At 71.8% G+C, this 13966-nt stretch carries 14 protein-coding genes; 5 read left to right on the top strand and 9 right to left on the bottom strand.

The annotated features are described in order from the left end of the window. Positions 1–33: 33 nt before the first annotated feature. From ACFUUZ_RS09125 to ACFUUZ_RS09140, 4 genes are all read right to left on the bottom strand, one after another. Complete coding sequence (locus ACFUUZ_RS09125) at positions 34–954, bottom strand: DUF5926 family protein (protein WP_378694143.1); 921 nt, start codon at positions 952–954, stop codon at positions 34–36. A gap of 37 nt (positions 955–991) precedes the next feature. Next, positions 992–1762 carry a glycerophosphodiester phosphodiesterase gene (locus ACFUUZ_RS09130; protein ID WP_378694145.1) on the bottom strand — a complete coding sequence of 257 codons (771 nt, stop codon included), beginning with the start codon at positions 1760–1762 and terminating at the stop codon, positions 992–994. Continuing rightward, entirely contained in the window at positions 1759–2694 is a 936-nt protein-coding gene (locus tag ACFUUZ_RS09135) for a DUF4328 domain-containing protein (RefSeq protein WP_378694147.1), read from the bottom strand. The genes ACFUUZ_RS09130 and ACFUUZ_RS09135 overlap by 4 nt, the downstream gene beginning before the upstream one ends. Positions 2695–2818: 124 nt before the next feature. Beyond that, the gene (locus ACFUUZ_RS09140) at positions 2819–3187 is read right to left on the bottom strand and encodes a rhodanese-like domain-containing protein (protein ID WP_378694149.1); all 369 of its coding nucleotides are present in this window, start codon (positions 3185–3187) and stop codon (positions 2819–2821) included. A 559-nt stretch (positions 3188–3746) separates the two neighbouring features. Here ACFUUZ_RS09140 and ACFUUZ_RS09145 point away from each other — a divergent pair. From ACFUUZ_RS09145 to ACFUUZ_RS09160, 4 genes are all read left to right on the top strand, one after another. Beyond that, entirely contained in the window at positions 3747–4472 is a 726-nt protein-coding gene (locus tag ACFUUZ_RS09145) for a hypothetical protein (RefSeq protein ID WP_378694151.1), read from the top strand. Between the two features lie 117 nt (positions 4473–4589). After that, complete coding sequence (locus ACFUUZ_RS09150; protein WP_357016602.1) at positions 4590–5213, top strand: superoxide dismutase; 624 nt, start codon at positions 4590–4592, stop codon at positions 5211–5213. Between the two features lie 150 nt (positions 5214–5363). Then, positions 5364–5891, top strand: a complete 528-nt coding sequence (locus ACFUUZ_RS09155; RefSeq protein ID WP_357016605.1) for a peptidase — start codon at positions 5364–5366, stop codon at positions 5889–5891. A gap of 106 nt (positions 5892–5997) precedes the next feature. After that, positions 5998–6696, top strand: coding sequence for a TMEM165/GDT1 family protein (locus tag ACFUUZ_RS09160; protein WP_378694153.1), 699 nt, complete (start codon positions 5998–6000; stop codon positions 6694–6696). Position 6697: 1 nt separating this feature from the next. Here the strand turns inward: ACFUUZ_RS09160 and ACFUUZ_RS09165 are convergent, their stop codons facing one another. Together ACFUUZ_RS09165 and ACFUUZ_RS09170 are read right to left on the bottom strand one after the other, a co-directional pair. Continuing rightward, positions 6698–7375: a TetR/AcrR family transcriptional regulator gene (locus ACFUUZ_RS09165; protein WP_378694155.1), complete on the bottom strand. Its 678-nt coding sequence runs from the start codon at positions 7373–7375 to the stop codon at positions 6698–6700. Between the two features lie 85 nt (positions 7376–7460). After that, complete coding sequence (locus tag ACFUUZ_RS09170) at positions 7461–8339, bottom strand: SDR family NAD(P)-dependent oxidoreductase (protein WP_378694157.1); 879 nt, start codon at positions 8337–8339, stop codon at positions 7461–7463. A 134-nt stretch (positions 8340–8473) separates the two neighbouring features. Between ACFUUZ_RS09170 and ACFUUZ_RS09175 the strand changes: the two genes are divergently transcribed. Continuing rightward, positions 8474–9241: an SDR family NAD(P)-dependent oxidoreductase gene (locus ACFUUZ_RS09175; protein WP_378694159.1), complete on the top strand. Its 768-nt coding sequence runs from the start codon at positions 8474–8476 to the stop codon at positions 9239–9241. A 52-nt stretch (positions 9242–9293) separates the two neighbouring features. On the opposite strand, the gene ACFUUZ_RS09180 is transcribed toward ACFUUZ_RS09175, so the two are convergent. The 3 genes from ACFUUZ_RS09180 to ACFUUZ_RS09190 all read right to left on the bottom strand — a co-directional run bounded on the left by ACFUUZ_RS09180 (position 9294) and on the right by ACFUUZ_RS09190 (position 13871). Beyond that, complete coding sequence (locus ACFUUZ_RS09180; RefSeq protein ID WP_378694161.1) at positions 9294–10115, bottom strand: class I SAM-dependent methyltransferase; 822 nt, start codon at positions 10113–10115, stop codon at positions 9294–9296. A 130-nt stretch (positions 10116–10245) separates the two neighbouring features. Next, positions 10246–12201 carry a molecular chaperone HtpG gene (gene htpG / locus ACFUUZ_RS09185; protein ID WP_378694163.1) on the bottom strand — a complete coding sequence of 652 codons (1956 nt, stop codon included), beginning with the start codon at positions 12199–12201 and terminating at the stop codon, positions 10246–10248. Continuing rightward, complete coding sequence (locus ACFUUZ_RS09190) at positions 12198–13871, bottom strand: TM0106 family RecB-like putative nuclease (protein WP_378694165.1); 1674 nt, start codon at positions 13869–13871, stop codon at positions 12198–12200. Before ACFUUZ_RS09190 ends, htpG begins: the two co-directional genes overlap by 4 nt. Positions 13872–13966 lie beyond the last annotated feature (95 nt).

Raw genomic sequence — 13966 nt, forward strand, 5'->3', positions numbered from 1 at the left:
CTCCCAGTGGGAGCCGGGCCCGCTGCCGTGTTGTCAGCGCAGGGTGACCTGGCGGCTGCGCAGGCCGTCGCGGGAGCGGCGCTCTTCCGAGCTGAGCGGCTCGGAAGAGGCGAGCGCGCCTGCCAGCCGCGCCGCGAATTCGTCGGCGGGGGCGCCCCACTCGTCCGGGTGCCGCTCCCGGTCCAGGTCGAAGACGGGGACCAGCAGGCCGTGCGTGCGGAAGGTGCCCGCGAAGCGCGAGCCGTCGCCGAGGTGCAGCCCGCCCGCGGCGTGCAGCCGGGCCAGCGCGGCCATCAGCTCGTCCTCCGGCTCCGGCCGGACCCAGCGCACGTGCGCCTTCTCGCCCGCGTCCACCCACCAGGCCGCGCCGGTCGCGTCCGGGCCGAGCGGGATCCGCGCCGACGGCATGATGGCCTGCTTGGCCTGTTCGATGGTGGCGGCCACCTGGGCGTCCGGGACGACGCCCTCCGGCACCCACCAGTCGAAGTCCTGGTGCACGGTGAGCTCCAGGTCGGCGCCGGGGTCGATGACGTCGGTCAGGGCGGGGCCGCCTGCGACGGCACCCGCGCTGCTCAGCGACTCGCCGGGCTCGGCGGACTGGGTCCACAGCACGGCGGCGGCGAGGTCGGCGGCCGGGTCCGGCCCCTGCTGCTGCACCTGGACGCCGACGAAGCCGATCTCCTCGGCACCGGCCCGCACCAGCGCGGCCACCGCGCCGGGGAGCACGGTCGCCAGCACCACCGAGCGCTCGGCGGCGACACCGGCCGCGAGCTTCAGCGTCGCCGTCGCCGACGGCACGAACTCCCGGAGCGCGACCAGGTCGCACTCCGCGGCCAGCCCCTGGAACGGCCGGGTGACGGCATTGGCCGCCTGCTCCTGCGCAGCCCGCCGCTCGGCGAGCCGCTGGGCCCGGTTGCCGTCGGACTTCGGAGTGTTGCGCTTGCTCTTACCCACGGGGGGTCAACCTACAGGGTCGCGGGGCGCCCGTGCGTCAAGCGGGGGCGGCGAGCAGCGCCTTGGTGCGGCCTGGGTGGTTCGTCGCCACCCAGCTGACCCCGAGCTCGGCACAGAGCTTGACGTCCTCCGGGTCGTCGACGGTCCAGCAGTAGGTGGCCCGGCCCGCCGCGGCGGCCTTGTCCACCAGGTCCGGGTGCTCGCGCAGGGTCTGCACCGACGGCCCGACGGCGGTGGCCCCGACCGTGGTGGCCGCGCTGCCGCCGAGGTAGCGCGAGGACTCGCCGAGCAGCACCGTCGGCAGCAGCGGCGCGGCCCGCCGGATCCGCCACACCGCGCTCGCCGCGAACGACATCACCACGGCGCGCGAGTGGTCCGCGGAGGCCGGGGTCGCGATGCCGAAGCGCTGCAACTCGGCGAGCAGCTTGTTCTCCACCAGCGCGCCGTAGCGCACCGGGTGCTTGGTCTCGATGAAGAGCTTGGTCGGGCGGCTGCGCCAGTCCAGCACCAGCTGGATCAGCTCGGCCAGGGTGAGCAGCCCGGCCGGGGCGCCGGGGGCGCCGAAGTCGAGGTCGGACAGCTCGGCCAGGGTCAGCTCGCTGACCGCGCCGCTGCCGTCGGAGGTGCGGTCGACGGTGCGGTCGTGCACGCAGACCAGGTGCCCGTCGCGGGTGAGCCGGACGTCGCACTCGACCCCGTCGGCGCCCTGCTCGAGCGCCAGTTCGTAGGCGGCGATGGTGTGTTCCGGCCGCGCCGCCGAGGCGCCGCGGTGCGCGACCACGAACGGCGCGCGACTGCCCTGGGTCACTTGGCCCCGACCTCCTCCTGTTCGCGGTCGCCCGCTTCGTCGCCGGTATTGTCCCCCGCCGCCGCAGCCGGGCGCGCGTCGGCAGCCGGTTGCCCGGCACGGTGCAGCGGCTCGATGACCGGCACCGCCGGGTCGGCCGCCATCGTCCAGCGCTGCGCGATCCTGGCGCGGCCGCGCAGGTCACCGCCCTCGAGGACGTTCAGCACGCCGAGGGTGAGCAGCGCGACGGCGGCGGCGACCAGGTCGGTGAGCGCGGTGAGGAGCACGCCGTCCGCCTTGGCCTGCAGCGAGTCCGCGGTGCGCCAGCACAGCGCGCCCACCGCGACGAGGCCGCCGAGCACCCAGACCACCCACCAGATCCGGATCAGCCGCAACGCGCGCGGATCGTCCCGGCCGGTGAGCGCCTCGGTGAGGAAGACGCCGGGCCAGACCAGGTTGAGCACCGGGACCAGCGTGCCGAGCAGCAGGGCGCGGGGCGAGCGCGGGTCCCGCCTGCCGACCCCGGCGTAGGCCGCCGCGCGCAGTTCGATCAGCCTGGCCACCGCGGCGATGGCGGCGAGCAGGGCGAGCGCACCGGCGAGCACCGCGAAGGTAAGTACCGCCGCGTCCGAGACGCGGAGCAGCAGCGGCTCGACCAGCCGGGTGCGGTTGTAGAGCAGGATGCCGTAGCGCCCCAGCTCGGCCAGCGCGGCCAGCGTGAAGGCGAGCGCGGTCCAGAGCAGCAGCCGCCGGGCGGCGCCTGCGGCGCGGTCCAACCTGCTCGCGGGGGTCGCGTCCGGCTCGGCGGCGCGGTCGAGCAGCCCCCAGCGCGGGATCTCGGTGTAGCGCGGGGTGGCCGCCGCCCTCGGCTCCGGCTGTTTCCGTGGCGCGCGGCGGTGGTCCGGCTTGCGCGCGACCCAGCGGTAGTTGCGCCGCTCGGGTGGCGCGTCCACCGGGCCCGGGGAGAGCAGGACGCCGCGGCACCGGGGGCACCAGTGCATGGGCGTGCCGTGCACCGCCCAGCGTGCGCCGCACCGGGCGCATGGCTGCACCGCTGTACTCACCGAACCCCGCCCTTCAGTAGATCCGCGGCTCGTGCTCGCCGTCGGCGGCCAGCGGCCGCCCCGCCTGCTGCCAGGACACCATGCCGCCGCCCACGTTCACCGCCTCGTACCCGATGTTCGCCAGGTACCTGACCACCTCGAGCGACCGGCCGCCCTGGCGGCAGACCACGTAGATGTCGGCGTCCGGGTCGAGCTCGTCGACCCTGGCGGGCACGTCCGCCATCGGAATGTGCAGCGCGCCGGGTGCGTGGCCGAGGCGCCACTCGTCGTCCTCGCGCACGTCGAGCAGGATCGCGGGCGGCGCGCCCGCCGCGGGCTCGACCGAGTCGAACGCGCCGGGGACCGCACCGACCGGAACCGTCGGGACATCGGGGTTCGTCACGGTTTCGATCCTGCCATGCGTGCCGAGCGCCCGTGCGATTGTGCGCCGGGTATCCACAGCTGACCGCTCCCGCCGGATCCCCGCACGGCCGCCCCTCCTATTCGACATCGAGAACGAGCATGGGGTAGGTTTCGAAGCTCCGGCGCCGGACGCCGCCCTCGAATCTCCCGTGTTGTGCATAGCCGCAACCGAGTTATCCACAGATTCCACAACCTGATCCACAGGGTTCAGCTATCGCCTTGTGCGCGATTCACAGGCGAGGACTATCGCGACACCCTCCACAGCTACCTTCTGGTGAACGCCACCGCTCCGGCTATCCACCGAGTTATCCACAGGGTGATCGGTGCGCCGGCGGTGGGAGTGGCCGATCCGGGACTCCCCTCCAAACATCCCGGAGCGGCCACTCGCCGCCGGCTCGGAGCCCCGAAGGGGTTCCGATATCTAGTTGGACGGAGCCGGGGGCGATTCGGTTCCCTCGCCCGGCGAGCCCGTCGCCTCCACACAGGACTCTTCCTGCGGAAACACCGACGTACGGCACCACCCTCGGTAGCCTGGCGCTATGACCACCGGCGCACAGCAGACGGCACTCGGCTCCACTTCGGCGCGGGTAACCGGGCAGGCAGCGGAGCAGGGCGGCAGCGCGCCCCGGCGTGATGCCGGGCACGATTCCCGCGTCCTCGATCCGCTGCTCGACATCGCCGGGCTGAACATCGCGCTCGCCGAGGCGGTCTGCCTCGGCTCGGCCTTCGACCGCGAGGCCCGCACGCTCTGCCTGGAGCTCGAGGTGCTGCGGCTGCCGGAGACCCGCTCCGGGGTCACCGCGGAGGGCAGGGACGGCCGGGTCCGGCTGACGCTGGGCGGGGTCGGCCGGGTCGCCGCCTCGCTGCGCAGCCAGCTCTGGAACCACGTCGACGCGGACATCCTCCCGCTCACCCCGGACACCCTGGACCAGGCGATCAAGAGCTTCGGCGGCGGCAGGCTGCACGGCTGGGAGTTCGTCGACGTGGACGACAGCGGTTGGTCGCTCTGGCGCGAACTGCTCAGCTTCGACGCCGTGCTGGACGCCGAGCGGCCGGGCGCGCACGTCTTCGAGTTCTCCCAGGAGGAGGGCGTAGACCCGCGCGAGCTGGACGTCCGGGTCTGGTTCGACCGGCTCACCGTGCAGGACGCCACCGGCGCCGAGCTGTCCCCCGCGCACTTCGTCGCGGACGGCAGGCGCTGGTGGGCGGCGCACGACGCGGGCGACCCGCGCGCGGTCCGGCCCGGCATCGCGCCGCCCTTGTGATCAGCGTGCGCGGAATACCGTGCCGAGACGCCGGTTGATACCGAGCGGGTGTACGAATGATGGTCGGGGGCGCCTCCGAGCCGGAGCGCGCCCCGGCCCGACACAGGAAGGGACAACGTGGCTGAGTACACGCTGCCGGATCTGGATTACGACTACAGCGCCCTGGAGCCCCACATCTCCGGGCAGATCAACGAGATTCACCATTCCAAGCACCACGCCGCCTACGTGGCGGGCGTGAACACCGCGCTGGAGAAGCTGGAGGGCGCCCGCGAGGCCGGTGACCACGGCGCCATCTTCCTGCACGAGAAGAACCTCGCCTTCCACCTCGGCGGGCACGTCAACCACTCCATCTGGTGGAAGAACCTCTCCCCGAACGGCGGCGACAAGCCGGTCGGCGAGCTGGCCTCGGCGATCGACGACCAGTTCGGCTCGTTCGACAAGTTCCGCGCGCAGTTCACCGCCGCGGCCAACGGCCTGCAGGGCTCCGGCTGGGCCGTGCTCGGCTACGACACCCTCGGCCAGAAGCTGCTCACCTTCCAGCTCTACGACCAGCAGGCCAACGTGCCGCTCGGCATCATCCCGCTGCTCCAGGTGGACATGTGGGAGCACGCCTTCTACCTGCAGTACAAGAACGTGAAGGCGGACTACGTGACCGCGTTCTGGAACGTGGTCAACTGGGCCGACGTCCAGGACCGCTTCGCCAAGGCGACCGGCCAGGCCAAGGGGCTGATCTTCGGCTGAGCCGACCAGGCTTCGACGGCCCGCGGGCGAATGCCCGCGGGCCGTTGTGTGTTTCGGGCAGGTGAAACGTTGCGGCCGGCAGTCGTTGGTACTTGTGTGCCAGATGATCTCTGCGTCATTCTCGAAACTCCCACCGCACGGGAGGCAGCAATGCGCGCGAACGAACCCATCGGCATCACACCGTTCCACTCCAGCGGGGTACTACGGGGCTTCGTGATCTCCGGCCGCTGGCCGGACAGCACCAAGGAATGGGCCCAATTCCTGATCCTGGCGGTCCGGGTCGCCTCCATGCCCGGGCTGCTCGCCACCACCACGGTCTTCGGGGTGCGCGAGGACCTGCCCGACGACCCCGCGCCGGGCACCATCGGCATGGTGCTGGCCGAGGGGCCCGTCCTCGGCGCGGAGGCGCTGCCGCCCGGCCGGTTCGCCGATCCGGTGCCGCCCGCGCTGATCATGCTGCACCCGCCGTCGGAGACGAAGCCCACACTCCCGGAGTGCGCGGGCGCCGCCTCCGGCTGCGTGCTGCTGCCCGGGGTGCCGCACCTGGGGCTGCAGCACCGTGCGGCGTGGGCCGAGGCGGAGTCGGACGGAACGGTGACCTCGCTGGTCAGCCGGGTCGGGCTGGACCCGATCAGCGACCCCGACACCGCGGTTCTGGCCATGCTGCTCGCCGCTTGAGGGTTCCCTAACTTTCGGAACCGGGATTCCCAAACTTATTGTGGCGGTTGCCTTTTGATGAGAACGGTATTGCCCTACCCGAATTCCCGCCGGTAAATTCGGTTTCGTGCTTACCACCGCAATGCTGGCCATCGGCATCGTCTTTCTCGCCGAGCTCGGCGACAAGTCGCAGCTGATGGCGCTGACATTCGCGCTGAAATACCGCTGGTGGGTGGTGCTCAGCGGTATCGCCGTCGCCGCGGCGGGCGTGCACCTGATCTCGGTCGGCGTCGGCTACTTCCTCGGCTCGGCGCTGCCGACCACCGCGCTAGCGCTGCTCGCGGCGGTCATCTTCCTCGCGGTCGGCGTCTGGACGCTGCGCGAGCACACCGGCGATGTCGAGGACGAGCCGGACGAGGCGCCGAAGCTCAGGACGCGGGCGGCGCCGTTCTTCGTGGTCAGCTCGGCCTTCCTGCTCGCCGAGCTGGGCGACCGCACCATGTTCGCCACCGCCGCGCTGGCCACCGACTACGACTGGCTCGGCGTCTGGATCGGCTCGACCATCGGCATGGTCGCCGCCGACGCGCTCGCCATCGCGCTCGGCATCCTGCTCGGCAAGCACCTGCCTGAGCACGCCATCGGCATCGGCTCCGGGCTGCTCTTCCTCTACTTCGGGGCACTGACCGGGCTCGGCACCGCGCTCGGCACGCCGGTGGCCGCGGTGCTCGCCCTGCTCGCGCCCGCGCTGGCGGGCGCCGTGCTGGTGACACTGCGCCGCAAGCGCGCCGAGCAGCCCACCGAGCCCCCGGTTCGCGCCGAGCGCTGATTCAGCGCGGGGCGGGCTCGGCGAAGGCGTTGCCGTAGAGCGCCCCGCCGCGGTGCACCAGGTTCAGCAGCGGTGCGCGCAGCGCGCGCACCCCGGCCATGTCGCCCGCGGCGATCCGCCCGGTCACCATGCCGCCGATGCCCGCGGCGAGCGCGGCGCAGGCGAACATCTGATCGTCGGTCCGCGCGTCCAGCACCTCCGCGATCAGCTCGACGAAGAGCCGCTGCAGCTCGGCCCTGCGGGCCACCGCGGGCGAGCCGACCGCGAACACCTCGACCAGGAAGACCCGCGCGCTGGCCGGGTCCTCGACCAGGTGGTCCAGGTAGGCGTCGAAGATCCGGTCCATCCGGTTGCTCCTGATGGTCCACTCGTCGACCGTCTCCGGGTCGTCCACCTGCGCCGCGGCCCGCTCGATCTTGTCGAGCAGCAGGGTCACCGCGCGCTCGTAGGTGGCCTCGAAGCAGTGCTCCTTGGAGCGGAACTGCTCGTAGAAGGTCTCCCGCGAGACCCCGGCGCGCTTCAGGATGGCCGCCACCGAGGTGCCGATGTAGCCGTAGTCCACCATCGCCTCGGCCATCGCGCTCAGGATGCGTTCGCGCTGCGACGCCACCACCTGCTCGCGGGGCAGGCCGTGCCGTCCGCGCGGCAGGTGGCGGACGCTTGGCACCGGTTCGGTCATGTGGGTCGGCTCCGTCGCTCGGGGGTGGCGCCGGCCCGGATCTCCGGACGGGCCACCGGGCCCGTCCATTGTGCACAACCCGGTGTCAGGCGGATCGCTCGATCTTCCGCGCGCGCGGCGGCTGCTCGGTGGTGAAGCCCGCCTGCTCGGTGCGCGCGATCTCCACCGCCTGCTCGACGCCGTGCCGCAGCGCCAGGTCGATGACGCGCTGCGCGACGCCGCGGAAGGGCAGCACCGCGGCCACCCACCAGGGCGAGACCACCTGCCGCCTGCGCCGCAGTATGGCGCGCTCCAGCGCGTCGATGGCCGGGCCGAGCGGGGCGACGCCGGAGACCGTCGCCCGGCCGAGGATGGCGCGCGCGGCCGCGGTGCCGAAGCCGCGCGCGGTCATGTCGGTGTCCAACTCGGCGAAATAGGCGATCCCCACCCTGGCGCCGGTGTGTCTGATCTCGTGCCGCAGCGTGGTGCCGAGCACCTCGACCCCGGCCTTGGAGATGCTGTACGCCCCCGCCAGCGGCAGGTTCACCGCGGCCGCGAGCGAGGAGACCAGCAGCACGTAGCCGCCGGGGTGCGCCACGTGCGGGCCCGCGGCGCGCAGCGTGTAGTAGACGCCGAGCACGTTCACCGCCAGCGTCTCCTCCAGCACCGCGGGCACCCCGCCGAGCAGCGGGAACTGCCGGGCGATGCCCGCGTTGGCGACGACGACGTCGAGCCCGCCGAGTTCCCCGACGAGGGTGCGGACCACCCGCTCCACCTGGGCCTGGTCGCCGACGTCGCAGTACCGCCACGGGGCGTCGCCGCAGTCCGCGGCGACATCGGCGAGCAGGTCCGGCTCCAGGCCGAGCAGCGCCACCGCGGCGCCGCGGGCGTGCAACTGCCTGGCCAGCGCCGCGCCGATGCCGCGCGCCGCACCGGTGATCAGAATCTTGCGCCCGGCGAGCGAAGCGCGGGCGGACAGCCTCATGGCCCGACGGTACCACCTGACGAACACCAGTGTTCGCAATTCGTCCGACAGGGACGCGGGCGAACCGGAAAATCCGACCGGTTATGGTGCGAATGCACCAGAGCCAATGGGCTGTCACGAACGAGAGGACCATCGTGGAGATTTCGGGTTCCGCCGCCATCGTCACCGGAGGGGCATCCGGCCTGGGTGCCGCCACCGCCAAGCGCTTCGCCGACCTGGGTGCGACCGTGTTCGGGCTGGACATCCCGCAGTCGATCGAGCGCGCGGGCGACAACGTACCCGATGGCGTCACGCTGCTGCCCGCCGATGTCACCAGCGGTGACGAGGTCGCCGCCGCGGTGGCGAAGGTCGTCGAGTCCGGCGTCCCGCTGCGTATCGTGGTGAACTGCGCCGGGGTCGGCTGGGCCGGGCGCATCCTGTCCAAGAACGGCCCGCACGACCTGGAGCTGTTCCGCACCGTCATCACGGTGAACCTGCTCGGCTCGTTCAACGTCATGCGGCTGGCCGCCGACGCCATCTCGAAGACCGACCCGGTGGACGAGTACGGCCAGCGCGGCGTCGTCATCAACACCGCCTCGGTCGCGGCCTTCGAGGGCCAGATCGGCCAGATCGCCTACTCCGCCTCCAAGGGCGGCGTGCACGGCATGACCGTCCCGGCCGCGCGCGACCTGGCGCAGTTCGGCATCCGGGTGAACACCATCGCCCCCGGCATCATCGACACCCCGATGCTGGCGGGCGTCACCGAGGAGTACCGCAAGGGGCTGGAGGCGGGCGTTCCCTTCCCGTCCCGGCTCGGCCGCCCGGAGGAGTACGCGCAGCTCTCGCAGTACATCGTCGAGCACGACTACCTGAACGGCGAGACCATCCGGATGGACGGCGCGCTGCGCATGGCGCCGCGCTAGGAATCGTGTGCCACGAACCCCCGGCGGCGCGGCCACCGGGGGTTCGCGCGGTTCAGCCGGGCTGTGGCTTGTGCCCGATGCCGAGCAGCGCGCTGGCGGGCAGCGGCTGGTTCGGCCGGTACCGCCGGTCCAGGTACGCCCTGACCCGAAGCGACCGCTCGGTCCACAGCTCATCGCCCCACAGCGACCGCATGAGCCGCAGCGAGGCGCTGCTGCGCACCATGGTCTCCCAGAGTTCGACGCCGTCGGCGAACCGGGTGACGATGGAGTGCCGCTGGATCACCACCCCGTGGAACCCCGCCGTCCGCAGTTCGCTCTGGAACACCTCGGGGTTCTCCAGGCCGAGGAAGTCCTGCTGCGGCTCGCCGAGTTCGGGCACCGCCTCCCTGAATGCCTCGTACAACACGGTGAGCAGCGGGGAGTCGCAGATCGGCGCCCAGTTCGAGACCACGACGGTGCCGCCGGGCCTGAGCACCCGGTACAGCTCGCCGAGCGCGCGGTAGCGGTCCGGGAAGAGCATCAGCCCGAACATGGAGAAGGCCGCGTCGAAGCTCCTGGTCGCGTAGGGCAGCATCCTGGCATCCGCGACGTCGGTGACGATATTGTCCAGCCCCGCGCTCGCCGCCGCGGCCTCCAGCAACCGGAGCATGGCGGGCGAGATGTCCACCGCGCAGACCCGGCCCGCCCGCTCGGCGGCGGGCAGGCTGAGCGCACCGGTGCCCGCGGCCACATCCACCACCGCGGATTCGCTGGTCAGCGCGGCGAACTCCAGCGCGAGCGCGGAGAACGGCCGCATGACGGCCGCGGCGAACTCCCCGTAGCCGTCCGCGACCGCGTCCCACACCTCCGCGCTCTCCAGCGGACTCCCCGACATGTTCCGACGATCCTTTCGACCGCACCAGACTACGTCCGCATCCCGCTGGCAAACCCGCTGTCGGCGGAATCGTGCGGAAAACGGACGCCGGTGCCGAGGGCCGGTCGCGACCGGCCCCCGGCGGTGGGCGTCACACCGTCCGGGTGAGCCGATCGGTGAGCAGGTGCGCGAAGCGCGCCGGGTCCTTCAGCTCGCCGCCCTCGGCCAGCACCGCGGTGCCGTAGAGCAGCTCCGCGGTCTCGGCCAGCTCCGGCACCTTGCCCGCATCGGCATCCTCGCGGCGGGTGTCGTAGGCGTCGCGCAACCCGGTGACCAGCGGGTGGGTCGGGTTGAGCTCCAGGATCCGCTTGGACTCCGGCAGCTCCTGCCCGGAGGCCCGGTACATCCGCTCCAGCATGGGGGTGAAGTCGAAGACGTCACCGACAAGGCAGGCGGGCGACGAGGTCAGCCGCGACGACAGCCGGACCTCCTTGACCTGCGCGGAGAGCGTGGTGCCGAGCCAGCCGAGCAGCTCGGCGAACTCCTTGTCCTGCTGTTCGCGCAGCGCCTCGGAGGCCTTCTTCTCCTCCTCGGTCTCCAGGTCGACCTCGCCCTTGGCGATCGAGGTGAACGGCTTGCCGTCGAACTCCGGCACCGAGCCGACCCACATCTCGTCCACCGGGTCGGTCAGGATCAGCACCTCGCGCTCCTTGGCGCGGAACGCCTCCAGGTGCGGCGAGCTCTCGACCTGCTGCCTGCTCTCGCCGGTCATGTAGTAGATCGCGTCCTGCCCCTCCGGCATGCGCTCCACGTACTGGGCCAGCGTGGTCAGCTCGGACTCGGAGTGCGTCGAGGCGAACGACGACACTCCGAGCAGCGTCTCCCGGTTGTCCTGGTCGTTCAGCAGCCCCTCCTTGAGGACGCGGCCGAACTCGCGCCAGAAGGTCTGGTACTTGCCCTGGTCCTCGGCGCCCTGCAGCTCCTTGACGGTGGCGAGCACCTTGCGCACCAGCCGCTTGCGGATCATCTGGATCTGCCGGTCCTGCTGCAGGATCTCCCGCGAGACGTTCAGCGACAGGTCCTGCGCGTCCACCACGCCCTTGACGAAGCGCAGGTACTCCGGCATCAGCTCTTCGCAGTTGTCCATGATGAACACCCGCTTGACGTAGAGCTGCACCCCGCGCTTGTGCTCCCGGGTGAACAGGTCGAACGGCGCGGTCGACGGGATGAACAGCAGCGCCTGGTACTCGAAGGTGCCCTCGGCCTTGAGCGGGATGATCTCCAGCGGGTCGTCCCAGGCGTGGCTGACGTGCTTGTAGAACTCGGTGTACTCCGCATCGGAGACCTCCGAGCGCGGCCGGGTCCAGAGCGCCTTCTGCGAGTTGAGGGTCTGCTCCTCGACGACCGTCTTCTCGGTCTTCTCCTCGCCCTCCCCCTCGGTCACGGTGCGCTCGACCTGCATGCGGATCGGCCAGGCGATGAAGTCGGAGTACTTCTTGACGATCTCCCTGAGCTTCCACTCCAGGGTGTAGTCGTAGAGGTGGTCGTCGACGTCGGCGGGCTTGAGGTGCAGCCCGACCGAGGTGCCCTGCGGGGCGTCGGCGACGGTTTCGATGGTGTAGGTGGAGCTGCCCGCGGTGGCCTCCCACCGCGTCCCCTCGGTCTCCCCCGCCTTCCGCGTGGTCAGCACGACCTTGTCCGCGACCATGAAGGTCGAGTAGAAGCCGATGCCGAACTGCCCGATGAGCTCACCGGCATCGGTGCTCTGCGCCTCGGCGAGCTGTTTGCGCAGCTCCGCGGTGCCGGACTTGGCGAGCGTCCCGATCAGATCCACGACCTCGGCGCGCGACATCCCGATGCCGTTGTCCCGCACGGTGAGCGTGCGCGCCTCGGGGTCGGTCGCCAGCTCGATGTGCAGATCCGAGGTGTCGACCTCGAGATCCTTGTCGCGGTAGGACTCCAGCCGTAGCTTGTCCAGCGCGTCGGAGGAGTTCGAGATCAGCTCGCGAAGGAAGGTGTCCTTGTTGGAGTAGACCGAGTGGATCATCAGCTCGAGCAGCTGATGGGTTTCCGCCCGGAACTCGAGTTGTTCGACGTGCTCTGTCACGTCGCGATAGTACGACGGGCGAAATCGTCGAGTGCCGGAACCTCCAGGTCCGCCCGCTCGGTCATCCACTCGCGCAGTGCCATGGTGGCGCGGACGTCGTCCTCGTTGTACTCCAGCAGCCGCGTGCGCTGGGACAGGTCCGGCTCGGCCTCGTACCCGACGGCCCTGCGGTACCAGCTCATGGAAGCCTCGCCACCCGCCTCCGGGTCGCGCCAGGCGAACCCGGCGACCGGGGCGATCTTCTTCAGCCCCTTGCCGTTCGGGCAGATGAACTGCTCGGAGACGGCCTGGAACATGTCCACCCACTCCGGCCCGTCCACGAAGGCGCGCACCTGCTCCCGGCTCGGCACCCCCGGCTTGCCCGCGAAGCGCCGCGCCGACTCGTAGAGCCACTTGTCCTCGGCGGTGCGCGAGTAGCAGTACGCGGCGAAGGTGCGGCCCGCGGCGTGCGCCTGCGCGCGGATCCGCATGAGCCAGGTCCAGAACTCGCCGAAGGAGCGCGCCTCGTCGTCCGTCGGCAGCGGGTCCCAGGTGACGAAGGGGCGGTAGACGCCGTCCAGCAGGGTGCCCCACAGGTAGGCGCCGAACTCCTGGAAGCTCTCCAGGTCGACGTCGACCTCGACGTCCGCGCGCTGCACCCGCACCGGCTGCACCCGGCGCACCAGCGGCGCGCCCGCGATCCAGGCCCGCGCGGTGACGACCGCCTCGACGAACGGGCCGTGCTGCCAGTCCTCCGGGTCGGGGCCGGACCAGGCGGCCAGGTCGTCGATGGTCTGCACGCCGTGCCCGCGCAGCACCTCGGCGCGCGAGCCGGGCGCGACCAGGCTGACGTCCCTGCGCTCGGCCAGCACGCCCTCGCAGCCTGGCCCCGCGCCGGGGCCGCGGCTCCACCACGGGCACTGCCTGCACTCCGGCACCTTCGACGGCAGCGTCGGCAGCTCGCCGCGGACCACGGCGATCCGGTCCGCGTAGCGCCGGTCGTAGTCGGCGAGCAGCGGGCCGAGGTCGTGCACGAGGATGCGGTTGCCCTCGTAGCCGATCACCCCGCCGACCAGCGCGGGCGAGGCGAGGCCGTGGCGCTGCAGCATCCGGTAGAGGTGCGCGAGGCGCTGCTGGTCGCGCGGCTGCTGGCGCAGCTTGCGGTGCGGGTCGGGGGCCGGGTTCCAGACGTACGGGTCAGTGGTCACCGGGTGGAAGTCGGCGGGCTCCGGCCTGCGCGGGTCGGTGACCTTGTGGTTCACCACCAGCACCGGGATGTAGCCGCCGCGCTCGGCATCGCGGAGCAGGATCTCCACGCCGCCGCGGCGGCCGGTGTCCGGCTCCTGTGGCAGCAGCGCGCCCCAGATCCGCGGGGTGCCGCTCGCGCAGGCGCGCAGCGTGGCCTCGGCCCGGTCGGCGGCGCGGCCTGCGGGGTCGATCACGACCCACTGCTCCGGGGCGGCGCCGACCAGCGCGGTGCGCACCTGCTGCCGGTGCAGCGCCGCGGCCTCGCGCCGCTCCCTGACCCCCGCGTCCTCCCTGACCCCGGCGATCTGCTGGCCGAACGCGGCGTCCAGATGCAACCGGTGCCTGCACCCGATGAGGGAACGGGCATCGATGAACGCGGGCGCACGGCCCTCCGGCCGTGCTCCGCCCTCGGGGTCACCGCCCCCGTCGCTACCCGTGATCACGTAGAGCAGTATGGGCCCTACCCCCGACACTTCCGCGAATCCGGCGGTGGCGGACCACTCCCGACCCAGTAGGGTTGGGCACGAATTGCGTGCTC

The sequence above is a fragment of the Nocardia sp. NPDC057353 genome (genome assembly GCF_042667085.1).
GTDB lineage: Bacteria > Actinomycetota > Actinomycetes > Mycobacteriales > Mycobacteriaceae > Nocardia.

What these genes read in the sequence shown, in the direction of transcription:
- ACFUUZ_RS09145 (WP_378694151.1), top strand. Translation starts at nt 3,747, where the DNA reads ATGACCACCGGCGCACAGCAGACGGCACTCGGCTCCACTTCGGCGCGG.
- ACFUUZ_RS09155 (WP_357016605.1), top strand. Translation starts at nt 5,364, where the DNA reads ATGCGCGCGAACGAACCCATCGGCATCACACCGTTCCACTCCAGCGGG.
- ACFUUZ_RS09165 (WP_378694155.1), bottom strand. Translation starts at nt 7,375, where the DNA reads ATGACCGAACCGGTGCCAAGCGTCCGCCACCTGCCGCGCGGACGGCAC.
- ACFUUZ_RS09170 (WP_378694157.1), bottom strand. Translation starts at nt 8,339, where the DNA reads ATGAGGCTGTCCGCCCGCGCTTCGCTCGCCGGGCGCAAGATTCTGATC.
- ACFUUZ_RS09180 (WP_378694161.1), bottom strand. Translation starts at nt 10,115, where the DNA reads ATGTCGGGGAGTCCGCTGGAGAGCGCGGAGGTGTGGGACGCGGTCGCG.